At 18.6% G+C, this 25,748-nt stretch carries 22 protein-coding genes and 1 other RNA gene; 17 read left to right on the plus strand and 6 right to left on the minus strand.

Annotated elements, in window-relative coordinates:
• The first annotated feature begins 35 nt into the window (after window positions 1-35).
• The 8 genes from nuoG to RJD44_RS00630 all read left to right on the plus strand — a co-directional run bounded on the left by nuoG (window position 36) and on the right by RJD44_RS00630 (window position 10,056).
• Window positions 36-2,753: an NADH-quinone oxidoreductase subunit NuoG gene (gene nuoG, locus RJD44_RS00595; RefSeq protein ID WP_343190051.1), complete on the plus strand. Its 2,718-nt coding sequence runs from the start codon at window positions 36-38 to the stop codon at window positions 2,751-2,753.
• Window positions 2,754-2,781: 28 nt separating this feature from the next.
• On the plus strand, window positions 2,782-3,732 hold the full coding sequence (nuoH, locus tag RJD44_RS00600) for an NADH-quinone oxidoreductase subunit NuoH (protein ID WP_343190052.1): 951 nt from the start codon (window positions 2,782-2,784) through the stop codon (window positions 3,730-3,732).
• Between the two features lie 11 nt (window positions 3,733-3,743).
• Window positions 3,744-4,292 carry an NADH-quinone oxidoreductase subunit NuoI gene (nuoI, locus tag RJD44_RS00605; protein ID WP_343190053.1) on the plus strand — a complete coding sequence of 183 codons (549 nt, stop codon included), beginning with the start codon at window positions 3,744-3,746 and terminating at the stop codon, window positions 4,290-4,292.
• A 17-nt stretch (window positions 4,293-4,309) separates the two neighbouring features.
• On the plus strand, window positions 4,310-4,816 hold the full coding sequence (locus RJD44_RS00610; RefSeq protein ID WP_343190054.1) for an NADH-quinone oxidoreductase subunit J: 507 nt from the start codon (window positions 4,310-4,312) through the stop codon (window positions 4,814-4,816).
• Between the two features lie 18 nt (window positions 4,817-4,834).
• Window positions 4,835-5,137, plus strand: coding sequence for an NADH-quinone oxidoreductase subunit NuoK (nuoK, locus tag RJD44_RS00615; RefSeq protein WP_343190055.1), 303 nt, complete (start codon window positions 4,835-4,837; stop codon window positions 5,135-5,137).
• Window positions 5,134-6,969 carry an NADH-quinone oxidoreductase subunit 5 family protein gene (locus RJD44_RS00620; protein ID WP_343190056.1) on the plus strand — a complete coding sequence of 612 codons (1,836 nt, stop codon included), beginning with the start codon at window positions 5,134-5,136 and terminating at the stop codon, window positions 6,967-6,969. The genes nuoK and RJD44_RS00620 overlap by 4 nt, the downstream gene beginning before the upstream one ends.
• 109 nt (window positions 6,970-7,078) lie before the next feature.
• Window positions 7,079-8,563 (plus strand): complex I subunit 4 family protein, encoded by a 1,485-nt coding sequence (locus RJD44_RS00625; protein WP_343190057.1) that lies wholly within the window; start codon window positions 7,079-7,081, stop codon window positions 8,561-8,563.
• 26 nt (window positions 8,564-8,589) lie between these two features.
• Entirely contained in the window at window positions 8,590-10,056 is a 1,467-nt protein-coding gene (locus RJD44_RS00630; protein ID WP_343190058.1) for an NADH-quinone oxidoreductase subunit N, read from the plus strand.
• Window positions 10,057-10,231: 175 nt separating this feature from the next.
• Here the strand turns inward: RJD44_RS00630 and RJD44_RS00635 are convergent, their stop codons facing one another.
• Window positions 10,232-11,176, minus strand: a complete 945-nt coding sequence (locus tag RJD44_RS00635; protein WP_343190059.1) for a ribose-phosphate pyrophosphokinase — start codon at window positions 11,174-11,176, stop codon at window positions 10,232-10,234.
• Window positions 11,177-11,461: 285 nt separating this feature from the next.
• On the opposite strand from RJD44_RS00635, the gene prfA reads away from it, so the two are divergent.
• The 3 genes from prfA (at window position 11,462) to pta (ending at window position 16,161) form a co-directional block, all read left to right on the plus strand.
• On the plus strand, window positions 11,462-12,532 hold the full coding sequence (prfA, locus tag RJD44_RS00640; RefSeq protein WP_343190060.1) for a peptide chain release factor 1: 1,071 nt from the start codon (window positions 11,462-11,464) through the stop codon (window positions 12,530-12,532).
• Window positions 12,533-12,792: 260 nt separating this feature from the next.
• Window positions 12,793-13,992 carry an acetate/propionate family kinase gene (locus RJD44_RS00645; RefSeq protein WP_343190061.1) on the plus strand — a complete coding sequence of 400 codons (1,200 nt, stop codon included), beginning with the start codon at window positions 12,793-12,795 and terminating at the stop codon, window positions 13,990-13,992.
• Between the two features lie 45 nt (window positions 13,993-14,037).
• Entirely contained in the window at window positions 14,038-16,161 is a 2,124-nt protein-coding gene (pta, locus tag RJD44_RS00650; RefSeq protein WP_343190062.1) for a phosphate acetyltransferase, read from the plus strand.
• A 157-nt stretch (window positions 16,162-16,318) separates the two neighbouring features.
• Here the strand turns inward: pta and gyrA are convergent, their stop codons facing one another.
• Window positions 16,319-18,856, minus strand: a complete 2,538-nt coding sequence (gene gyrA, locus RJD44_RS00655; RefSeq protein WP_343190063.1) for a DNA gyrase subunit A — start codon at window positions 18,854-18,856, stop codon at window positions 16,319-16,321.
• A gap of 253 nt (window positions 18,857-19,109) precedes the next feature.
• Between gyrA and RJD44_RS00660 the strand changes: the two genes are divergently transcribed.
• Window positions 19,110-19,838, plus strand: a complete 729-nt coding sequence (locus RJD44_RS00660) for a DUF2076 domain-containing protein (RefSeq protein WP_343190064.1) — start codon at window positions 19,110-19,112, stop codon at window positions 19,836-19,838.
• 68 nt (window positions 19,839-19,906) lie between these two features.
• On the opposite strand, the gene RJD44_RS00665 is transcribed toward RJD44_RS00660, so the two are convergent.
• The gene (locus tag RJD44_RS00665) at window positions 19,907-20,497 is read right to left on the minus strand and encodes a peroxiredoxin (RefSeq protein WP_343190065.1); all 591 of its coding nucleotides are present in this window, start codon (window positions 20,495-20,497) and stop codon (window positions 19,907-19,909) included.
• A gap of 95 nt (window positions 20,498-20,592) precedes the next feature.
• Between RJD44_RS00665 and ung the strand changes: the two genes are divergently transcribed.
• Window positions 20,593-21,255 (plus strand): uracil-DNA glycosylase, encoded by a 663-nt coding sequence (gene ung, locus RJD44_RS00670; protein ID WP_343190066.1) that lies wholly within the window; start codon window positions 20,593-20,595, stop codon window positions 21,253-21,255.
• 16 nt (window positions 21,256-21,271) lie between these two features.
• Here ung and RJD44_RS00675 read toward each other — a convergent pair whose 3' ends face one another.
• Together RJD44_RS00675 and ssrA are read right to left on the minus strand one after the other, a co-directional pair.
• Window positions 21,272-21,664 (minus strand): hypothetical protein, encoded by a 393-nt coding sequence (locus RJD44_RS00675; protein WP_343190067.1) that lies wholly within the window; start codon window positions 21,662-21,664, stop codon window positions 21,272-21,274.
• Between the two features lie 36 nt (window positions 21,665-21,700).
• Window positions 21,701-22,069: a transfer-messenger RNA gene (gene ssrA, locus RJD44_RS00680) on the minus strand.
• A 122-nt stretch (window positions 22,070-22,191) separates the two neighbouring features.
• Between ssrA and grxD the strand changes: the two genes are divergently transcribed.
• Window positions 22,192-22,515 (plus strand): Grx4 family monothiol glutaredoxin, encoded by a 324-nt coding sequence (gene grxD / locus RJD44_RS00685; protein ID WP_343190068.1) that lies wholly within the window; start codon window positions 22,192-22,194, stop codon window positions 22,513-22,515.
• 84 nt (window positions 22,516-22,599) lie between these two features.
• Here the strand turns inward: grxD and rnt are convergent, their stop codons facing one another.
• Window positions 22,600-23,250: a ribonuclease T gene (rnt, locus tag RJD44_RS00690; RefSeq protein WP_343190069.1), complete on the minus strand. Its 651-nt coding sequence runs from the start codon at window positions 23,248-23,250 to the stop codon at window positions 22,600-22,602.
• A 93-nt stretch (window positions 23,251-23,343) separates the two neighbouring features.
• On the opposite strand from rnt, the gene RJD44_RS00695 reads away from it, so the two are divergent.
• The 3 genes from RJD44_RS00695 to ychF are packed head-to-tail and all read left to right on the plus strand — an operon-like array spanning window position 23,344 to window position 25,725.
• The gene (locus RJD44_RS00695; RefSeq protein WP_343190070.1) at window positions 23,344-24,027 is read left to right on the plus strand and encodes a superoxide dismutase; all 684 of its coding nucleotides are present in this window, start codon (window positions 23,344-23,346) and stop codon (window positions 24,025-24,027) included.
• Between the two features lie 44 nt (window positions 24,028-24,071).
• A complete protein-coding gene (pth, locus tag RJD44_RS00700) occupies window positions 24,072-24,617 on the plus strand; it encodes an aminoacyl-tRNA hydrolase (RefSeq protein ID WP_343190071.1) in 546 nt (181 codons plus the stop codon).
• Window positions 24,618-24,630: 13 nt separating this feature from the next.
• Entirely contained in the window at window positions 24,631-25,725 is a 1,095-nt protein-coding gene (gene ychF / locus RJD44_RS00705; protein WP_343190072.1) for a redox-regulated ATPase YchF, read from the plus strand.
• Window positions 25,726-25,748 lie beyond the last annotated feature (23 nt).

Consider the following 25,748-nt stretch of genomic DNA (forward strand, 5'->3'; position numbering starts at 1 on the left):
AATTTTTTAGTAATTTTTTTTTTGGATACAATATTATGGCTATAATGTTAATAGATAAAGAAAAGTATAGAATTGATCTTTCAAAAAATATATTACAAAATTGTCTTTTAAATAATATTAATTTGCCATATTTTTGTTGGCATCCAATTTTGGGTAGTGTTGGTTCATGCAGACAATGCGCTGTAAAACATGTTTTTTTAGATGATAATGGTGTCATGCAAAGTAGAATAATTATGTCTTGTATGACAAAACCAGAAAATAATATGAAAATTTTTGTAAACGATTATGAAGTTTATAAATTCAGAAAAAGTATTATAGAATTTTTAATGTTAAATCATCCGCATGATTGTCCAATATGTTCTGAAGGTGGTAGTTGTCATTTACAGGATATGACTGTTATTGCTGGTCACAACATGAGAAAGTATAGATATAAAAAAAGGGTATATAAAAATCAATATTTAGGTAAATTTATATCTCATAAAATGAATAGATGTATTTCCTGTTATAGATGTGTAAGATTTTATAAAGATTATGCTGATGGTAAAGATTTTGATGTATATGGTATTTCTAATAATCTTTATTTTGGAAGAGTTGAAGATGGAGATTTGGAAAGTGAACATTCTGGAAATTTAGTAGAAATTTGTCCTACCGGAGTTTTTACTGATAAGTTGTATAATAATAATTACAGTAGAAAATGGGATATGCAGAATGCACCTAGTGTTTGTAATTTTTGTAGTATAGGTTGTAATATAATTGGTAGTGAAAGACTTGGAACATTAAGAAAAATAGAAAATAGATATCATGGTGATATAAATAGATATTTTATTTGTGATTTAGGAAGATTTGGTAATAATTTTATAAATAAAGATAATATTCCATTATATCCATTTTTTTTTAAAAAAAATAAAAAATTTAAATTGACTGTAGATAAAGCAATTGAAAAAGCAAAAAATATTTTAGTTAATTCAAATAAAATATTAGGAATAGGTTCTGTAAGATCTAGCATAGAAAATAATTTTTCTTTATTAAATTTAGTAGGAAAAAAAAATTTTTCTAATGGAATGATTAAAGAAGAAAGTGATTGTATAAATGTAATGTTAAATTTTTTAAAAAAAAATTCTATAAAAATTCCTTCTTTAAGAGAAATTGAAAATTGTGATTTAGCTATAATTATAGGTCAAGATATTACTATAACAGCACCTAGAATGTCTTTGTCAATAAGACAATCTGTAAAAAATCAAATTAAGAAAAATTATTTTAATTTTAAACAAGTTTGTAAATCTATGAAAATTTCTTATAAAAATAAAATTTTTAATAATAAAGATAATAGTTCTATTTTTATATTGAGTAATGATTTTACAAAATTAGATGATATTTCAAAATTGAATTATTATAGTGATTATGAAGATCAAGCAAAATTTTTATTTTTTTTAAAAAATATTATAAATGGAAAAAAAATTGAAAAATGTGATTTTTTTATTTCCATTGAAAAAAAGTTATTATATATATCTGAAATGTTGTTGAAGTCTAAAAATCCTGTTTTCATACTAAGTTTAAATGATAATAATTTAAATTTGACAAAATCTTTTATTAATTTTATTAGTGTTTTACAAAAAATTAATATAAATGTTGGAATTGTGTTTTTAACTCAGAGTGCTAATAGTATTAGTAATGCTATTATGAGTAAAATTTCTTTAAATGAAATTTTAAAAGTAGCTTGTATAAAAGATAATATTGCCATTATTCTTATGGAAACAGACTTATATAGATTGATACCAGAAAAAATTATTAGAAATATTTTTAAAAGAAGAAATAAAATAATAGTATTAGATCATTTAAATACTAATAGTATGAATAAATTTACTTTATCATTACCATCTAAAAGTTTTCTTGAAAGCTCAGGAACAATAATAAATTATGAAATTAGGTCTCAAAAATATTTTAAGATATTTGATAAAAAAGTTCATAATGAGTTTTGTTTTAGAATGGAAAGTTGGAAATGGTTGAAAAAAATATATTATAAAATAAATAAAAAAGTATCAAAATGTAATAATTTAAAAAATATATTAAGTTTATGTGTTAAAAAAATTCCTGATTTTATAGGAATTGAAGATTTTTTATCAAGCTCTAACATAAAATTTTTAGATCAAAAAGTACCTAGATATGCTAATAGAGCAAGTGGAAGAACAATGTTACGAAGTAAAAAAGAAGATTTTAAAAAAAATATTATTTGTGATTCAGAAACTATTTTTTCTTTTTCTATGGAAGGATATCAAAATTTTAACAATAAAATAGAACATATTCCTTTTGTATGGAATCCAGGAATAAATTCGTCTCAAGCATGGAACAATATTTCTAAAAAAAATTTTTTTTCTGGAAAAAAATTACTAAAATCAACGAAAAAAAGAAAAAATATAAATTATAAAATTGTTTTTAAAAATAAAATTAATAAAAAAAGATTTATTGTTACTAAATATAATATGTTGTTTGCATCTGAAGAAATGTCACAATTTTCTAATTTTATGTCTATAAAAGATAATTTAATACCAGGGTTTTTTAGTTTTAAATATATTGATTCTTTAAAATTAAAGGAAAAAAGTATATTTTTATTTAGATTTAATTCTAAAAACTTTAAAATTGTAATATATTTTTCAAAATTTTTAAAATATGGTTATATTTCTCTTCCTATAGGATCTTTTGGAATTCCGGTATTTTTAAATGGTTATGAGATAAAAAAATTTAAAATAATATAAATTTATTAATTAAAAAAAAAGAAAAATTATGAATATTTTATTAGAATTTTTAAAATTTTTTTCATTTATATTTTTTATATCATTATTGGGAGCTTTTTTAAGTATTTTTGAAAGAAAAGTTTTAGCTATATTACAAAATAGATGTGGGCCTAATAGAGTTGGATGGTTTGGTTGTTTACAAATTTTTGCTGATATGATAAAAATATTATTTAAAGAAGATTGGGTGCCTCCATTTAGCAAAAAATTTCTATTTATTATATCTCCAATAATATCATTTTGTATATCTTTATTTATGTTTTTTATAATTCCATTTTCTGATAAATATAATTTATTAAATTTGAACATAGGAATATTATTTTTTTTAATGTTATCCAGTTTAACAACTTATTCAATATTATTATCTGGATTTTCAAGTAATAATAAATATTCTTTATTGGGATCAATTAGAGCAATTGCTCAAACTATTAGTTATGAAATTTTTTTAGGGATTTCTTTAATGTCTATTGTTATAAAATCTAATTCTTATAATATTAATGATATAATAGTTAGTCAAAAACATATTTGGAATATTGTACCTCAATTTTTAAATTTTTTTGTATTTTTTATAGCTAGTTTAGCTATATGTCATAGACATCCTTTTGATCAACCAGAATCTGAACAAGAATTAGCTGATGGGTATCATATAGAATATTCTGGAATGAAATTTGGAATGTTTTTCATTTCAGAATATATATCAATTTTTTCTGTTTCAGCATTCATTTCATGTATTTTTTTTGGAGGTTATTTAGGAATAGATTCACATCCTATATTTTCTTTAATGTTAAAAACTTTCTTTTTTGTTTTTTTATTTATTTTGGTAAGAGCATCTATTCCTAGACCTAGATATGATAAAATTATTTCTTTTGGATGGAAATTTTGTTTTCCAATTTCTTTGTTAAATTTATTTAGTACAGCATTTTTTGTGTTAATGCATTCTTAAAGGAAAATGTTATGAAATTTTTGAAATATATTTTTTTTGGATTTTTTTCGCAAATAAGAAGTATTTTTATTACATTAATTAATATTTTTTATAAAAAAGAAACAATAATGTATCCAGAAGAAAAAGTTAAATTATCTCCTAGATATAAAGGTAGAATAGTGTTAACACAAGATCATAATGGAAATGATAGATGTGTTGCATGTAATTTATGTGCTTCAGTGTGTCCATCTAGTTGTATAATTTTGCAGCAAAAAAAAGATAATAATGGTAGAAATTATCCAAAATTTTTTAAAATAGATTTTTCTAGATGTATTTTCTGTGGATTATGTGAAGAAGCTTGTCCTACATCAGCTATACAACTTATACCAGATTTTGAACTTGCTGATTATAAAAAAGAAAATTTAATATATGAAAAAGAAGATTTAGTAATTCCGAGTCAAGGTAAGTATTTAGATTATGATTTTTATAAAGTTTCTGGTGTTAATACTAAAAATAAAAACATTTCTATAAAAAATAATAAATCTATTGATTATGTTGACACAAAAAAAATATTACCTTAATAAATTAGGAACTTTATATGAAACTTATATTTTTTTTATCTAGTTTTGTTTTGTTTATTTCTATATTTTTTATAATCTTTGGGAATAATTTATTATATTCAACATTATTTTTAATAATTTCATTTTTATCTACTTCTGTTATATTTTTTTTGTTAGGTTCATATTTGTCTGGTTTTTTTCAAGTTATCATTTATTCTGGAGCAATTTTGTTACTTTTTATTTTTGTTGTAATGATCATTAAAGATAAAAACAAAAATTTTATTATTTCTATTAGTATGAAAAGAATTTTTAAAATATTTTTATGTTTTTTAATTTGTGGTATTTTTATTATAGATATTATATATCCTTTTTTGCATTTTTTTGATTTTAATAAATCTTTCAAAATAGTTTCTCCGGAAAGAGTTGGAAAAATTTTGTTTTCAGATTATTTTTTTGTAATTGAATTATCTTCTATTTTAATGTTAGAAGCTTTAATTCTATCCTTTTATTTCAATAAAAGTTATAAAGATTTTCATAAAAATTAAATGTATTTAGGAGTATTTATGTCATTAACATTTTATTGTTTTTTATTATCTGTTATTATGTTTTCGTTAGGAATTCTTATTTTTATTTTGAAAAAAAATTTTTTTTTTATGCTAATTGGTTTAGAAATAATGTTAAATGCATGTTTATTACTTTTTGTTTGCGCCGGAAACTATTGGAATAATGAAATTGGTCAAATAATTTATATATTTATGATAACAATATCTTCTGCAGAAATTTGTATAAATTTATCATTATTATTTAATTTTTATAAGATTAATAATACATTAAATATAAGTTCATTAAGTGAGTTAAAAAAATGAGTATTATTCTCTCAACAATTTTATGTCCTATAATAGGATTTTTTTTATTGATTTTTTTAAAAAAATTGTTTAATAAAAAGATTTTATTTTTTATTGGTTTTTTTTCATTATTTATATCTTTTTTGTCTAGTTTATTTTGTTTATATTTATTTAACAAATTAAATAAAAAATATTTTTTATTTAACATATGGAATTTAATTTCAATAGATAAATTTAAATTTGATATTAGTTTTTTATTAGATGAGTTATCTTTATCTATGTTGATAATGATAACAGGAATTGGAATTTTAATATATTCTTTTTCTTATTGGTATATGCATGTAGAAAGAGAATTAATAAAATTTTTTTCTTATATAAATTTATTCATATCTAGTATGTCTATTTTGGTATTAGCTAATAATTTTTTATTAATTTATTTTGGATGGGAAAGTGTAGGGATTTGTTCTTATTTGTTAGTTAGTTTTTATAATAAAGATGTTAAAAATGTTTTTCATTCTATGAAATCTTTTTTAATATCTAAAATAAGTGATGTATTTTTTTTAATATCTATATTATTAATATATTTTTGTTTTCATACATTTAATATAGTTGAAATATTTAATATAATAAAATTTGATAAATCATATGAAAATTTATATTTAATTAAATTAATTTGTATGTTTTTACTTTTATCATCTATATCAAAGTCTGCTCAATATCCATTTCATACTTGGTTACCTAATGCTATGGTAGGTCCTACTCCAGCTTCTGCTTTAATACATTCTGCTACTATGGTAACTTCTGGAGTATATTTAATATCTAGATTGAGAAATATTTTTTTATTATATGACAATATATTTTATCTGTTATGTTTAATAGGATCTTTTTCTATTATTTTTGGTAGTATGTCTGCAATTTTTAATAAAAATATAAAAAATATTTTAGCATATTCTACAATAAGTCAAATTGGATATATGTTTTTATCAATAGGAGTAAAAGCTTGGAATTGTGCTATTTTTCATTTGATTAGTCATGCTATTTTTAAATCTTTAATATTTATTTCTTCATGTTATATAATTTTATATAACAATAATGAGCAGAACATATTTAAAATTAGTTTTCAAAAAAAAAAAAATGTATTAGTTTATTTTTCTTTTTTAATAGGTTTATTATCTTTAATGTCATTTCCAATAATTACATTAGGTTTTTATAGTAAAGGAGAAATATTATATAAAATAATAGAATCAAAAAATTATGTATTTTTTTTAATAGCTGTTTTTGGAGCAATATTGACTACTTTATATACATCTAGATTAATATTTAATATTTTTAAAACAAAAAATAAATTGTTCAAAACAAATTTATATGAAAATTTTTTTCATGACGTTCCTATATTAATTTTAATGATTATATCAACTTTTTTTGGAATTTTTATAATACCTGATTTATCAAATTTTTTTAGTGATTTTTTTATAAAAAATTATTTTTATATTTTATTAGAAATTGTTTTTAGTTTAATTACTGTTTTTACAATTTTTTTATACTTTAGCATATTTACTAAAAAAATTATTTTTAAAAATTGTAGCATGTATAAAAAAATTTATATATTTTTAGAAGAAATATTTAAAAAAGACTTATATTTTAATAGTTTTTATAATGTTTTAGAGAAGTTATATAATTATTTTTCTTCAATTTTTTATAAAGACATTTATATTTGTATTATTTATTTTATTTCAAAATTTATAAAATATGTAAATAAATTCTTTTTATTGTTTCATTCTGGAAATTTACAAACATATATATTAATATTTTTTGTAATATCTACTTTTATTTTTACTTTAATAATAATGTAACAAAATTTATATTTTTAAAATTTTTATATTGAAAAAATATAGTTTTATTTTTTGTATTTCTTTGTTTATTTAAATATGTTTTATTATTTTTTTTTAAAAGGTAAATAATATGCTTCCTTTGCTTATTTTTATTCCATTTTTTGGTGGAATTATTTCATTTTTATTACAAAAAATTAGTAATAAGTTGCCAAAATTTATTGCTATGTTTTCTATTTTATTAATTTTTTTACTAAATATATTTATGTTTGTGCATATTACTTTTCCAAAGTTAGATTTGTTTTGTATAAATTTTTTTTCTAATAAATTTTGTTTTACCTGGATGGAAGATATAGGTATACATTTTAGTCTTTATGAAGATATTTTTTCTTCATATATGATTTTTTTAACTACTTTATTAGGACTTTTATCAATTATATTTTCATATTATGAAATTTATAAAAATCCTGGAACTTTTTATTTAAATGTATTGATATTGATTTCTAGCACAATAGGATCTTTTTTGTCTACAAATTTAATTTTCTTTTTTTGTTTTTTAGAAATAATTATTTTTACAATTTGTTTTTTAAATATTTTTTGGGGCTCAAAAGATATTGATACAAGTATTAAATTTAGTTGTATAAAAAAATTTTTTTTACAAAGTCAAATTTCTTCTTTAGTTATGTTATTTTCTATATTATTATTGTTTAATTATTATCATAGTATATATGGAGTTTGGACATTTGATTTTAATTTGTTAAAACATGCTTTTATAAATAAAAGTGTTATAGAAAATATAATTTTATTTGGGTTTTTATTGTCTTTTATAATAAAAATCCCTTCTATTCCTTTTCATACTTGGTTACCTGATGTTATGTTATTTTCTCCTAGAGGAAATTTTGTAGATTTAATAGGATTTTTGTCTAAAGTTGGTATATATGGACTTTTAAGATTTTTTATTCCAATTTCTGGAAATATATTTTATAAAATTCAATATTTTATGATTCTTTTAGGAATAATAAATGTTTTTTATGGTACTTTTATGGCTAGCATAAAAAATAATTTAAAACATGCTTTAGCATATATAAACATTTCACATGTTGGAATAATATTATTGTCTATGTTTAACTTTAATAATCTTTCTTATGAAGGATTATTTTTATACATAATATCTAGTACTATTTCTTCTTCTTTATTATTTATTTTATCAAGTAAGTTATATAATAATTTTAATACTTATAATTTTAAATCATTTGGAGGTTTATGGAAAATTTTTAATACAATTCCTGGTTTTTTTTTATTTTTTGCATTATCTAATTTTGGATTACCTGGTACTGGTAATTTTATAAGTGAAATACTAATTTTTATTGGTTTTTTTTTATCACACCAAAAAATTTCTATATTTTTCGCATTTAGTTTAATGTTATTTGCATTTTGTTATATAAAACTGTTTCATAGAATTTTTTATGGAAGTTTAAAAAATAATTTAAAATGTTGTGATTTAAGTTTTGTTGAAACTTTATTTGTTTCTTTATTAATATTGTTTTTGATATTTATAGGATTATTTCCTAATTTTATATTTAATAATTTTAATTTTTTTGATATTTGTTTTAATTAATGTTTTAATAATGAGGAATTTTTTGTATGACGCCAATTTTTTTTAAATATTTAGAATTTTTTCCTTTTGTATCAATTATGTTTAGTATTTTTTTTGGAACATTTTTTACAGTTTTCAAAAGAAGTAGTATATTTATGTTTTTAAATACTTTGTTAAGTATATTATTTAATATATTTTATTTTTATTTTTTTAATAATAAGTTATGTAATATAAATAATTTTTTCTTTCACTTTGATAAATTATCGATTTTCTTTTCTTTATTAATTCTATTTTCTGGATTGGTGATTGTGTTGTTTTCATATTTTTGTTTATGTGAAAAAAATATATATATTTCAGAATATTATTTATTATTATTACTATTAATGTTAGGAAGCTTGTCTTTAAATTTTGCAAAACATATTTTTATTTTTTTTATAAGTGTAGAAATAATTACGTTGTCTACAGTTGGACTAATTTATTTTTTTAATAAAAGTAAAACTGCTATAGAAGCATCTTTAAAATATATGATTTTTTCTAGTTTTGTTTCTTTGTTTATATTGTTTGGAATAGGACTAATTTATTTTATTAACGGAAATTTAGAATATATACATTTATTTTCAAACTTACAAAAATATGATTTTTATGAAAAAATATCTATTTTTTTAGGAATAACAATGTTATTGATGGGTATTTTTTTTAAAATTTCATTATTTCCATTTCATTTTATTTTTCCTGATGTTTATCAAGTTTCTGATCCTATATATTTAATGTGTTTTTCTATTATAAATAAGATTTCTTTTCTTAGTTTTTTAACATATTTTTTTTTATGTTCTTCAATATTACAAATAAAGTTTTTTTATATTTTAATATATATTATGTCTGTTTTATCAATTTTTTTTGGAAATTTTTTAGCTATATTTCAAAAAAATTTAAAAAGATTATTAGGATATTTATCTATAAGTCAGTCGGGATATTCAATAATAGTTATTTTAAGTTTGTTGAATAAATTTACATATTTTCTAGAAAATATTTTTCTTTATTTTATAAATTATGTTATATGTAATATTTGTTTTTTTGGATCTATGGCAATAATAAAAAGATGTAATTTTTATATAAAAAAAAATAATATTTTTTCAAACATATACAATTCATATTTTTTATTATCATTATCTATGTTTATAGTATTATTTTCTTTATCTGGAGTACCTCCTACAATTGGTTTTATAAATAAGTTGTATATATTTTCTTATTCAATATGCAATCATTTTTGGATTATGTCATTAGTTATTTTAATAAGTAATATTTTGGGGATGTATATATATTTTAAAATATTAATTAGTATATGTAATGATAATAAAATAAATAATAATTTGTGTAAATATGATTTTTATTATATAAAAGATATATTAGGAATTATTATTTTTGTTATGTCTATTTGTTTAATTTTTTTTAATTTTTCTTTTTTTTATAACTTTTTTTTTAAAATCTTGTTTAGTGGTTTTTCTTTAAAATAATATTATAAATTTTATTTAATTATTTTTTAATGTTTTTTATTTTTTTGATTATAAATGTTTAAAAATTTTTATAAGATTTTATTTTTTTTAAAAAGACAAAGAGAAAAAAAATACTTTGTCTTTATTATTTTTTGTATTTTTGTTTTTAATTTTATATTAAATAAATTTTATTTAACTATTTTATGTAAGAAAACATTTCAGAAATAGATTTTTCTTTATTAATTCTTTCAATAGCGTCAGATAACATATTTGATAATTTTATTGTTCTAACTTTTTTAATATTTTGTATTTTTTTTGACAATGGTATTGTGTCACAAACTATAATTTCATCTATGTAATTTTTTTTTATATTTTTTGATGCATTTCCTGAAAATACTGGATGTGTAGAATATGAAAAAACTTTTTTTGCTCCATGTTTTTTTAACATTTTTGCTGCATTGCACAATGTTCCTGCAGTATCTATTATATCATCTATTAATATACAATTTCTTTTATTTACTTTTCCTATTATGTTCATCACTTTTGATTTATTATTTTTTGATCTTCTTTTGTCTATTATTGCAATATCTGTATAATTCAAAAGTTCAGCTACAGATCTAGTTCTTACAACTCCTCCTATGTCAGGTGAAACCAAAACTGGGTTTTTTAAGTTTATTTTTGAGATATCTTTAGCCATTACTGGACTAGTAAAAACATTGTCTATAGGTATATCAAAAAATCCTTGTATTTGTTCAGAATGTAAATCTACTGTTAATACTCTATTTACTCCAACATTAGATAAAAAATTTGCAATTACTTTTGCTGTTATTGGAACTCTGTATGATTTTACTCTTCTATCTTGTCTTGCATATCCAAAATATGGAATTACTGCTGTTATTCTTCTTGCAGAAGCTCGTTTTAAAGCATCTATTATTATTACTAATTCCATTAAATTTTCATTTGCTGGATAACAAGTAGATTGAACTATAAAAACATCATGACCTCTTACATTTTCATTTATGTTTACACTTATTTCGCCATCACTAAATTTTGTTACTTCTGCTTTTCCTAATTTTTTACCTAAAAATTTTGCTATATCTTTAGATAGTTTTTTTGTAGCATTTCCAGAAAATATTTTCATATTTTTTCTTAGTTCTCCTATTATGACATTTAAATATAAAAATATATTGCAATTAGTTTTTTATATTTTATTTTTTATAACAATTTTTTTATAATATAAAAATATTAATATAATTAATAATTATATTTTTTAGTTTTGCATAGTTATTATATAGAACTATAATATATTATATCATTTAATTTTGTTAAAATTTTTAATAATATAATTAATTTTAATATATTATGTTGTTATATTTTATATATATATAAATCTAAATTTTGTTATTAAATTTTTTGAGTAAAATATATGAAAAAATTTATTTATAAAAAATTGTTTAAATTTGAAAATAGAATAAAAAAAATAGAAAAAATGTTTTGTAATATAAATTATATTAATGATAAAAATAAATTTAACAATTTATCTAAAGAACATTATAGACTAAAAAAAATAATAAATTTGTTTAATAGTTATATTAAAAATTGTAAAAAAATTAATGAATGTATAGATTTAATGAAAGATGAAGATCTATCTAAATTAGCTAAAAAAGAACAAAAAATTTTAAAAGAAAAAAAAAAAAAAATAAAAAAAAAAATATATAAATTTTTTATTACAAAAAAAAATAATAATACAGGATGTTTTTTAGAAATAAGATCTGCTTCAGGAGGAGATGAAGCTTCTATATTTGCGGGTGATCTTTTTAAGATGTATACAAAATATGCTGAAATTAAAAATTGGAAATTTAAAATAATAAATATTTCTTGTGGTGATAGAGGAGGTTTTAAAGAAATAATTATAAAAATTGTTGGAAAAAATGTTTTTAATAAATTAAAATTTGAATCTGGTGGGCATAGAGTACAAAGAATACCAAAAACTGAAAATCAAGGAAGAATACATACTTCTACTTGTACAATAGCTATTATACCAGTAGTTAAGAATTCAAAAAAATTGATAATAAAAAGTTCTGATTTAAAAATAGACACTTTTAAATCATCTGGAGCTGGAGGTCAACATGTAAATACTACTGATTCTGCTATAAGAATTACTCATATTCCAACTGGAAATGTTGTTGAATGTCAAAATGAAAGGTCTCAACATAAAAATAAAGCTAAAGCTATGGAGGTTTTATATGCAAGAATAAAAGATCAAGAAGATAAAAAAATAAAAAAAAAAAATTCTAATATTAGAAAAAATTTACTTGGAAGTGGAGATAGATCTGATAGAAATAGAACATATAATTTTCCTCAGAATAGAATAACTGATCATAGAATAAATTTGAGTTTATATTGCTTAGATAAAGTATTAAATGGTCAATTGGATTTAATAACTAATCCTATTATACAAAAATATGAAATTAATGAATTTTTTACGTTAAAATAAAAAATTTATTAAAATTTTCTAAACATATATACATTTTGTATAAAAAAATATATATTTTTTTATAATTTTATTATTTATTTTACTTAATTTTTTTTATTTATTTTATTATTTTTAAAATATAAAATGTATATTCTTTGTTAATTTAATATTTGTAATATTTTTAAATAAAAAAAAGCTAATAATAATATTTTTATAATTTTTAAAAGGTATTATTATTAATATATATAATATATTATTTTAATATTTTGGGACTTTATATTATGAAAAAATTTGTATTAGTTTTAAATTGTGGTAGTTCTTCTATAAAATTTTCTATTATTGATCCAATATATGAAAATATTTATTTAAGCGGCCAAGCTAGTTCTTTAAATTTAAAAAATTCAATAATAGTATGGAATATAGAAAATAAAAAATATTTATTTAATAAAAAAAAATTTATGTCTCATAATTACTCTATGAATTATATATGTAAGAAAATTTTATTAAAATATAATTTTGAATTATTCAAAAATGTTGTAGCAGTAGGTCATAGAGTAGTTAACGGTGGAATAGATTTCAAAAAATCTGTTTTGATAAATACATTAGTTATTGAAAAAATAAAAAAATTTTTTTATTTGGCTCCAATACATAACCCAATAAATTTATTAGGAATTATTAAAATTAGAAAAATTTTTAAAAAACTTAGAAAAAAAAATGTTGCTGTTTTTGATACTAGTTTTCATAGTGGGTTGCCTAAAAAATCTTATTTATATGCTATACCAAAAAAATTTTATAATAAGTATCATATAAGAAAATATGGAGCTCACGGTATTAGTTATTGTTATATATTAAAAAAAATTTCTGATATTTTTAACAAAAATATTAGTAAAATAAATACAATAATATGTCATCTTGGAAATGGTTCTTCTGTTTCTGTAATAAAAAATGGAATGTGTGTAGATACTTCTATGGGATTTACTCCTTTATCAGGATTAATTATGGGTACTAGATCTGGAGATATAGATCCTTCTATAATATTTTATATGCATGAAAAATTAAATATTAGTATTAAAGAAATAAAAAATATTTTAAATAATAAATCAGGGATTTTAAGTTTAAATACTAAAAGTAGTGATTTTAGATATTCTGAAAAAAGATATTATGTTTCTAAAAAAAATAAAATTGCAGTAGAAATTTTTTGTTATAATTTAGCTAAATATATAAGTTCATATTTTTTTTTAGTAAAAAATAAAATTGATGCTTTAGTTTTTACTGGAGGTATTGGATCAAATTCTAGTTTAGCAAGAGAAATTACTATAAAATATTTAAATAATTTTGATTTTTTTATTGATATAAATAAAAATAAAAAAAAATATCTAGATTTTAATTTTGTGAATAAAAATGGTACTATATCAATATTAGCAATTCATACAAATGAAGAAATTGTAATAGCTAAAGATACTTTTAATTTGATTAGTTAAAATTATTTTTTTGATTTAAAATAATTATAAATTATAGGTGTATATGTGTTTAGTTCAATAATTTTGTTTCCTGTTGGAAAAAAAGTTGATTTAATTTCTGCTTTATTAAATTTAATAAACTTTATTAATAAAAATAATATTGAAATAATTTTTTTTAAATTAATTTCTAAAAAAAATATTAATGATGATTTAAATTTTTATAAAAATTTTTGTAAAAACAAAATATCTAATTTTATTAAACCTACTTGTTTAAAAAATACTTTTAATTTAGAAGATAAAAAAGTTTACAATTTTGTATTAGAAAAATCTATAGAAAAATATTTTTCTGCAAAATGTTCCAAAAAAATAATTTTAATTGAAGGTATAAATACAAAATATAATAATTATATAGAAAGAAAATTTAATTTGGATTTTGCAAAAAGTGTAAATTCTAAAATTTTGTTTATAACTAATTATAATAAATTTTTTATATTTAATTTAAAAATTATAAAAAATATTTTTTTAAAAGATTTTTTATATTTAAAAAATTTTATATTAGGATTAATAATACATAAAAAAAATCAAATAAATATAAAAAATTGTTTTAATATAGAATTTTATATATGTAATAAAAATAAAAAATATTTTCTTTTTTGCAAAAAATTATTAAGCATACATAAATTAAGAAAATGTTTAAATTTAATTGATGTATTTGTTTGGCGCTTAAGAATAAAATATATTTGTACATCTAAAATTTTTAATATTTTAAATATAAAATATTTATATAATAAAATTACTTTTAAAAAAAAAATAAAATTTTTTATTTTTGGTAAAATAAAAATAGTAAATAATAAAAATTTTTATAAAAATTATATTTTTGTAATAGACACTAATAATAAAAAAGAATTAAAAAATTTTTTATACATTTTAAATAAAAAATTTTTAATAGGAGCAATCTTATTAATAATTAAAAATAATTATATTAGAAAATTTGTAAATATTTTTTTACAAGCTTATAAAAATAATATACCTGTATTTTTTTCAAATGAAACAATGTGTTTTATAAAAAAAAAATTAAAAAAATTTCATTTTAATAATGTTGTAAAAAGTTATACAAAAAATTATTTCCTTAACAATTATATTTTTTTATTGAAAAATAAATTTTTAATAAAAAATACTTTCAATATCATTAAAAAATATTTTTTAACTTCACATTATTTTAAATATTATTTAAAAAAAACTGCTAAAAATCTTGATAATGTTATTATATTTCCAGAAGGATATGAAACTAGGATATTAAAAGCAGTTTCTTTTTGTGCAAAAAAAAAAATTGCAAAATGTATTTTATTAGGTAATGAATATAAAATAAACAAATTATTAAATTTTAATAAAATATCTTTAAATAAAAATAATGTAACAATTATAGATCCGAAAAATATAAGAAAAAATTATATAAAATTATTCATAAAAAGTAGATTGCCGAAAATTTTAGATGAATATTCTGCAAAAAAGTTTTTGAAAGATAATTGTGTTTTAGCAACATTAATGCTAAAGAATAATGAAGCTGATTGTTTAGTATCAGGTTCTGTAAATACTACAGCCAATACTATTAGACCTGCATTACAAATTATAAAAACTAAAAAATTTTCTACATTAGTTTCTTCTTTTTTTTTTATGTTATTAGAAAATAAAGTTTTGATTTATGCTGATTGTGCTATAAATATTGATCCTGATGAAAAACAATTAGCGGAAATTGCAATTGAAACAGCAAATTCTGCTATAAAGTTTGGTATTTTTCCTAAAGTAGCAATGATATCATATTCTACTAAAAATTCTGGTTTTGGACATTCAGTTGATAAAGTAAAAAACGCTACTTTAATAGTAAAAAAAAAATGTCCAAATTTATTAATAGATGGACCTGTGCAATATGATGTAGCTTCTAGTTTAAAAATAGCAAAATTAAAAAATTATGTTTCTAATATTGCAGGAAAGGCTAATATATTTATATTTCCTGATTTAAATACAGGAAATTCTATCTATAAAGCTGTTCAGCATTCTACTAATACAATTTCAATTGGACCTATTTTACAAGGAATAAATAAACCAGTAAATGATTTATCTAGAGGATCTACTGTTGAAGATATAATTTATACTATTGCAACTACTTCTATTCAATGTATAAAAAATTAAATATTTAAAATTTTTATAGAAATAAGAAAAAGTTTTTATATCTTATTTCTATAAAAATATTTGTTTTTAAGAAAATTAATATTTTCATTTTTTAATTTTATTATAATTTTTTGTAATTTAAAATTTTTTCTATTTTAAAAAAAAATATAAAAAATATTTATTTACAAAATGGTATTTTTACTTTTTGTATTGCTACTACTTTTTTTTTCTTATTTGTTCTTATTAAAATTACTCCTTGAGTATTTCTACTTAATATTCCTATTTCTGATACTCTAATTCTAACTAATATTCCAGAATTTGTTATTATAATTATTTGATTTTTTTTTGTAACTTGTATAGAAGCTATTACTACACCATTTTTTTTTGTTATTTTTGTAGAAATGATTCCTCTTGTAGCTCTAGACTTTATAGGAAATTCTGAAATTTTTGTTCTTTTTCCATATCCATTTTTAGTTACTGTTAATATTTCTCCATTTTTTTTTGGTATTATCAATGATACTACTTCATCTTTTTTGTTTATTTTTATTCCTTTTACTCCTGCAGCGGTTCTACCCATTTTTCTTACATAATTTTCTGAAAAATGCACTACTTTTCCTTGTGATGTAAATAACATTATTGTGTTTTTTCCATTAGTTAAAGATACTCCTATTAATTCATCTTCTTTATTAAGATTTATTGCTATAATTCCTGAATTTCTTTGTTTTTTAAATTTTTGTAATGATGTTTTTTTTACTATTCCTTTTGAAGTTGCCATAAGAATATTTGTGTTTTTATCATATTTAGAAACTGGTAAAATTGCTGTAATTCTTTCATTAAATTTTAATGGTAATAAATTTACTATTGGTTTACCTCTTGTATTTCTATTTGAACTAGGTAATTGATATACTTTTATCCAGTATACTATTCCTCTGCTAGAAAAACATAAAATTGTATTGTGTGTATTTGTTACTAGTAAACATTTTATGAAATCTTTTTTTTTTATTTTAGCTGCTAATTTTCCTCTTCCACCTCTTTTTTGAGCATTATAATCTGATAAAGGTTGATATTTTACATATCCTAAATTTGATAATGTGACTACTACATCTTTTTTTGTTATTATATCTTCTATATTTATTTTTGAAACTTTATTTTTTATTTTTGTTCTTCTATTATCACCAAATTTTTTTTTTATATTTGTTAACTCTTCTTTAATTACTTCTACTAATTTTTTTTTACAACTTATTATGTTTGTTAATTCCTTTATTTTTTTTAATATTATTTTATATTCTTCATATATTTTTTTACTTTCTAAACTTGTTATATTTTGTAATTTTATATCTAAAATTGCATGTAGTTGTTTTTTTGTTAAAAGGTATTTTTTGTTTTTTTTTATATTTTTATTTTTTTGATATTTATTTAATATTTTATTTTTTTCTAAAAAAGTTTTATAAAAATTGTTTTTTTTAATTTTCCATATTTTGTTTAATAATATTTTTTTAGTTTTTGATATATTATTAGATTTTTTTAATATTTTTAATATTATATCTATGTTATTTATTGCTATTTCAAATCCTTCTAATAATTCAGATTTTTCACAGTTTTTTTTTAATTCAAATATACTTCTTCTTATTATTATTTCTTTTCTATGATATATAAATGCATTTAAAATTTCTATCAAACTCATAACTTTTGGTTTTCCATTATACAATGCTACCATGTTTATTCCAAAAGAAATTTGTAATTTGCTAAGTAAATATAATTTGTTTAATATAACTTCCGCGATAGAATCTTTTTTTATTTCTATAACTATTCTCATTCCTTCTTTATCTGACTCATCTCTTAATGTGCTTATTCCTTCTATTTTTTTTTCTTTTATTAATTCTGATATTTTTTCTATTAATTTAGATTTATTTACTTGATATGGTATTTCTTTTATTATTATAGTTTCTTTTTTTGTTTTTTTATTTTTTTTTATTACACTTAATGCTCTAATATATATTTTTCCTCTTCCAGTTTTATATGCTTTTTTTATACCTTCGGATCCATATATAATGCCATAAGTAGGAAAATCAGGACCTGGTATTTCTTTCATCAAATTTTCTAATGTAACATTTTTATTTTCTAAATATTTTAAACATCCATTTATTATTTCTTTAATATTGTGCGGAGGTATGTTAGTAGCCATTCCTACTGCTATTCCTGAAGAACCATTTATTAATATATTTGGAATTTTAGTTGGTAAAATTTCTGGTATTTTTTCTGTATTATCATAGTTATAAACAAATTTTACAGTATTTTTATTTAAATCATTTATAAATTCATGAGATATCTTTGACATCTTTATCTCAGTATATCTCATCGCTGCTGCAGAATCACCATCTATTGAGCCAAAATTTCCTTGCCCTTTTATTAACATATATCTAAGTGAAAATGATTGAGCCATTCTAACTATTGCATCATAAACCGCAGAATCTCCATGTGGATGATATTTTCCTATTACATCACCTACTATTCTTGCAGATTTTTTATATGGTTTGTTATAATAATTTTTTAATATATTCATTGCAAACAATATTCTTCTATGCACTGGTTTTAACCCATCTCGAACATCTGGAAGAGCTCTACCTATTATTACTGACATAGCATAATCTAAATATGAATTTTTTAATTCTTTTTCTATATATACTTTTTCTACATTTTTATAAATATTATTCATATTTTTTCTCTTTTATAGTATTTTTATATATAATAGAAATATAATATAGTTAAATTAATTTAATTAAATATAAAATAATAATTATTTTTTTATATATATTTTGTATAAAATATTTAATTAATATAATTGTATCTTTTTAAATATTTTTATCAACAAAGTTGTTAGTAATTTTTATTACTAATTTTATATTATTTTTATTTTTATTTTAAATTTTAGTTTAATAATTTTTCTTAATAATATTTGGTATAACAATATGAATTCTGAAGAAAGTAAACTTATTAAAAATTTGTTTAAAAAAATACATGGTATAGAAAAAAAATTTTCTAAAAAAGATGATGATGCTAATAACTTAATAATTGATTTAATAAAGAAGAATCCAAATTCTCATTATTACATGGTTCAGTCTTTGTTAGTTCAAGATGAAGTAATATTAAGATTAAATAATAATATTAATACTTTAAAGAAAAAAATAGAAGAACTAAAAGATTTTAAAAAAAATACTAAAAAAAGTTTTTTGTCAAATTTTTTTAGTTCTGAAAAAAAAGATAAAAAAAGTGAAATTGGTGCAAGTAGTATAAATAATAATATTAGTAATTCAGAAAAAAATAATAGTAATGAAAAAATTGTTAAAGAAAGTAATTTTTCTGGTTATAAAAGTAATAATAGTTTTTTAGGAAATGCATTGCAAACTGCAGCTGGTGTAGCTGGTGGTGTAGTGTTTGGTAATTTGTTAACAAGTTTATTCAGTTCAAATAGACATGATCAACCTATAATAAATGATGTACATAATACAAATATTTTTAATTTAGATGAAAATGATAAAAATAATTTAGATGCTAGTCATATACATGAAAATGAACATATTAAAGAAAATTTAGAAAATTCTAAATTAGATAATTTAGAAAAGAATAATTTTGATATTGTAAAAAATGATTCTATAGAAGAATCTGAAGAGAATTTTATAGAAAATGATTTTATATAGAAATTAAATCTTTTTAACAATTGTAATTAAACCAGCAAAAATTTTTATGCTGGTTTATTTTTTTTATTTTATTTATTTTTTAAATATTCTTGTAAACCTTTTATAGAAGGTTTCATTCCTATTTTATTTTTATTCCAATTTGATGGACACACTTCACCATGTTTTTTATGAAATTTTAAAGCATCTACTATTCTAATTGTTTCTTTTATGTTTCTGCCATATGGAAGATCATTTATTGTTTCATGTTTTATTATGCCATCAGAATCTATTATAAATGTTGCTCTTAGCGCAATACCCATTTTTGGATGTTCAATTTCATATAATTTTTGTATTTCTTTTTTTATATCAGATAAAATTATATATTTTAAATTTCCTATTCCTCCGTTTTTTATTGATTCTTTTTTCCAAGTATAATGTGAATATATAGAATCACAAGATACTCCGATTATTTTTGTTTTTCTTTTTTTTAATTTCTCATATAGTTGATTAAATTTTATTATTTCTGTAGGACATACAAATGTGAAATCCATAGGCCAAAAAAATAATATAGATATTTTATTTTTTATGTATTTTTTAAAATCAAAATTTTCTATTATCTTATTATTTGGTAATATAGCAGTTGCATAAAATTTAGGAGCTTTTTTTGTTACTAATGTCATATTTTTCCTATTTTTATTTATATATTGATTTTTTTATATAAAAATTTTAGATTTAAAATAATGTATTTAATATTTTAAATTGGAAATCTTAAAATATGAAAAAAATTATAACATGGAAAGATATATTAAGTATTAAAAAAAAAAAATATTTATTTAAAATATTAAAACTTATCAATAAAATGAGATTAACAAAAAAAATATATCCTTCTAATAATGATATATTTTCTGCATTTAAATATACTAATTTTGATAAAATTAAAGTAGTTATATTAGGTCAAGATCCTTATCACAAATTTGGTCAAGCAAATGGTTTAGCATTTTCAGTAAATTATGGTATTAAAATTCCACCTTCTTTAATAAATATATTTAAAGAATTAAAAAATAATGTAAACAATTTTTATATTCCAAATCATGGATGTTTAATAAAATGGGCACTTCAAGGTGTTTTTTTGTTAAATACTATACTTACAGTAGAAGAAGGAAAGCCAAATTCTCATGAAAAAATTGGGTGGTCATTTTTCACTGATTTTGTTATAAAAAAAATAAGTTTTTATAGAAAAAATATAATTTTTTTATTATGGGGTAATAATGCAAAAAAAAAAATTAATTTAATTAATACTAAAAAACATTTTATTTTTACTTCATCTCATCCTTCTCCATATTCTGCAAGAAAAAGTTTTTTTGGATGCAAGCATTTTTTAAAAACAAATAAAATTTTAAATATTTTGCACAAAAAAAAGATATGTTGGAATTTATAACAAAATATATATTTTTTTAAAAATTAGTATATTTTTTTTTTATTTTTAGTATAGATTTTAATATTAAAGGTATTCCTTGTAAAATAGGATTTTTGTCTATTTTTTTTTTTATAATTTTTTTATTTATTTGTTTAATTTTATCTATGATATTTTTAATTTTTTCAATTAATAATTTCATATTTTTTTGTTTAAAATATTTTATTTTTTTTTTTGTTTCTTTTTTTATATTTTCTATATTAGCTATTTCTCTAATATAAATTTCATTTTTTATTTTTTTTAATTCTTTTATTTTTTTTTTATATTTTTTTATTTTTACGCAAATTTTATTATTTTTTTTTTTATAGTAGTTTATTTCTTCTTTTTTAGTTTTTTTTTTTGTTTCTTTTTTTTTTTTTTTATCTTTTTTCATAATTTTCAATGTATTAAAATTTTTAATAAAATATTATTTTGGAGCTGGCGGGATTCGAACCCGCGTCCAAATAACATTTTATAATATAGGTTTTACATGTGTATTCTATTTTAATATTTAAATTTTTAAATATATAGACATATTATAAAAATTATAGTTCATATAAAAATTTTTTTAATAAAAAATGAACATTTTTATTAATAATCTCTTATTTTAAGGTGACCTTTTATTCTAATTTTAAAGAGAAATAATTAGAAAAAAGGGCTATATTGGTTTTTAAGCCGCTAAAGCGTATTTTGTTTTGTTTGCAAATATTGTGTCTATTTAATTTTTTTTACGAGATTTATTATATCTCGACATGAACCTAAAATTTTAAAGTTATTTGTCAAATCCTAAAACAGCCCCAAATAAATTATAATATTTTTATTATTACAAAAAAAAATATTGATGTCTATATATTATTTTTTAGTTTTTTTATATTATAGATATAAATGTATAACTTTAAAATATATTTAAAAAATTTTATTATGTGCATAAAACAAAAAAATACAATAAAAAAAATAAAAGAACAAATAAAAAATAATCCAATATTATTATATATGAAAGGTAGTTTTAATTCTCCAAGTTGTGGGTTTTCTCTTAAAGCATCTAATATAATTTCTATGTATACTAAAAAATGTAAATATATAGACATTTTACAATATCCAGATATTAGAATAGAATTACCTAAACTTTCAAATTGGCCTACATTTCCTCAATTGTGGGTAAATAAAAAGTTAATTGGTGGATGTGATATAATAATTAAAATGTCAAAAACTGGAGAATTACAAAAAATTTTAGATACAGCATAGTTTAATATTTTTATAATTTTTTATTTTTTTTTGAGATATAACATTAAATTTTATTTTTTAAAATTTGTTGTTATATCTATTTTTTTATTTTTTTATAGGCCAACCTCCTAATTTTTTCCATTTATTTACTATTTTACAAAATAAAGTTGCTGTTTTTATTGCATCATATAATGCAGAATGTGCTTGTTTATTGTCAAAATATATTCCTATATTTTTACATGCTTTTGATAGGACAGTTTGACCTATTGCTAAACCACTTAATGTAGCTGTGTCAAATGTTGCAAAAGTATGAAAAGGATTTTTTTTTATACTATTTCTTTTTATAGCTGACATAAAGAAATTTAAATCAAATATTGAATTATGAGCAACTATTATTCCTTTTTTACATTTTTCTAATTTTATTCTTTTATTTATTTTTTTTAAAATACTATTTAAAGCGTTTTTTTCACTTACAGCACCTCTCAGAGGGCTAAATGGATCTATTTTGTTAAATTTGATTGAAGTTTTATTTAATGTAGATCCTATAAATGGTTTTATGTGGTAGTGAAAAATTTTTTCTCTTTTTAACCATCCTGATTTGTCCATTTTTAAAGTTATTGCTGCTATTTCTAGCATTGCATCTGTTTTATAGTTAAATCCTGCTGTTTCTATGTCTATTACAACTGGATAAAAATTTCTAAATCTTTTCTTTAAAAAATAATTTATTTTGTGGTTATCTTTCATTTTTTTGACCATTTTTTTACATATTTATTTTATTAAAATAGTTTTTTTATAAAATATTTATAAAAAATTTGTTTATATTTTATCATTTTTATTTATAATAGAGTTATGTTATTTTTTATAAAAATTTTTATTTCAAAGTGTGTAATAAAAATGTTTAAATTACCTATTTTAAATTATTCGTATAAAGAATTTGAGCCATATATAGATAAAAAAACAATGTTTATACATTATAATAAACATCATAAAAATTATTTAAATAATTTAAATGTTATATTAAAAAAAAATACTATAACTTATAGTTCTTTAGAAAATTTAGTTTCTTCTATTAGTAAAATTAATATTAAAAATATTTTAACATTAAAAAATAACTTAGGAGGTTATTATAATCATGTATTATTTTGGGAAAATTTAAAGTTAAAAACTAATATAAATATTAATTTTAAAAAAATTATAAAAAAGAATTTTAAAACTTTTAAAAATTTTAAAAAAAATTTTGAAAATGTTGCAGCTGCTCATTTTGGATCTGGGTGGGTTTGGTTAATTATTAAAAAAAATAATTTTTTAGAGATTGTATCTACAAACAATCAAGATAACCCTTTAATGGGTAAACATATTTCCGGTGTATTTGGTTATCCTATTATTTGTTTAGATTTATGGGAGCATGCATATTATCTAAATTATAAAAATGATAAAATCAGTTATATAAAAAATTTTTGGAAAATTTTAAATTGGGATATTGTTTTTGAAAGATATAATGCATATATAAAAAAAAATAAAACTATTGAATAATTTTTTAAAAAATATTTTATAAAAAATTTATATGAGGAATTTTTTTGATAAATACAAAAATGATAGTTGGTTTATCTAATCCTATTGAAGACTATATTGATACTAGACATAATGTTGGATCATGGTTTATAAAAATTTTATATAAAAAATTTAAAATAGTACTAAAATATAAAAAAAAATTTTTTGGATACATTGGATTATGTAAATGTGTTAATAACAATGTTTATTTTTTAATACCAAATATTTATATGAATTTAAATGGAACATCTATTTATGCGGTAGCTTCTTTTTATAAAATAAAAATTAAAAATATTTTAATTATACAAGATGATTTAAATACTTTTGTTGGTAAAACAAAATTTATTACTTCATATAAAAATTATGGTCATAATGGTATAAAAAATATAATCAGTAAATTTGAAAATAAAGTTGCATTTAATAGGCTATGCATTGGTATAGGAAGACCTAAAAGAAATGTTAGTTTATCTTCTTATGTATTATCTAAGCCTAGTAAAGAAGAAAAAAAGTTAATTTTTCAATCTATATATAGTTCAATAAATATTGTTGAAAAATTTATTAACAAAAATTAGAGAAGTTTTAATTATGTCATTAAAATGCGGTATAGTAGGTTTACCTAATGTTGGAAAATCTATGTTATTTAATATATTAACAAAATCAAACGTTCCTTCCAAAAATTTTCCATTTTGTACTATAGAACCTAACATAGGTATTTCTGTTGTTGAAGATTATAGAATAGATAAAATTGCTAAAATTGTTAAATCTAAAAATATTATAAAATCTTATATAAAATGTGTAGACATAGCTGGATTAATTAAGAATTCGTATTTAGGTGATGGTTTAGGTAATAAATTTTTAGAAAATATTAAAAATGTTGATGTAATATTACATGTAGTTAGATTTTTTAAAGAAGAAAATATAATACATGTTAATAATAAAGTTGATCCTGTATATGATGTTGATTTAGTTAATACAGAGCTTATTTTATCTGATTATCAAAATTGTAAAAAATATATAAAATGTTATGAAGAAAAAATAAAAAAAAAAAAATTAGAAAAATCAGATAATTTATTTGAAATTTTTGATGTACTAAATCTTTGTTTAAAAAATTTAAAAAAAAACATTATGCTTAACAATGTTGTTTTTAGTAAAAAACAAAAAAATATTGTAAAAATTTTTAATTTTATAACCAATAAACCTGTATTATATATTGCAAATATAAGTATAAAAGATTTTGTTTTTTTAAAAATTAAAAACAAAATTTTTAATAAATTAATAAATTTTCCTTATAAAATTTTTCCTATTTGTATTAATTTTAATAAAATTTCATTGTTTAAAAATAATATTAATTATGATACTATGTTAAAGTTTTTTTTAAAAGATATTAATAAAATAATATATTTAGCATTTAATTTGTTAAACATGCAAACTTTTTTTACTGTAGGAGATAAAGAAATAAGAGCATGGATAGTAAAAAAAGGTATTACTGCTATTGATGCATCTAATATTATTCATACAGATTTTAAAAAGGGATTTATACGAGCTAGAGTAATTTCTTATAAAGATTTTTTATTTTATAAAAGTATAAAGATGGTAAAAAAATTTGGAAAATATAGATTAGAAGGTAAAAATTATATTTTGTCTGATGGAGATATTATATATTTTTTATTTAATGTATAGTACATTTTTTTAAGTTTCCTATC

The sequence above is a fragment of the Buchnera aphidicola (Astegopteryx bambusae) genome, from assembly GCF_039365365.1.
Lineage (GTDB): Bacteria > Pseudomonadota > Gammaproteobacteria > Enterobacterales > Enterobacteriaceae > Buchnera_G > Buchnera_G aphidicola_B.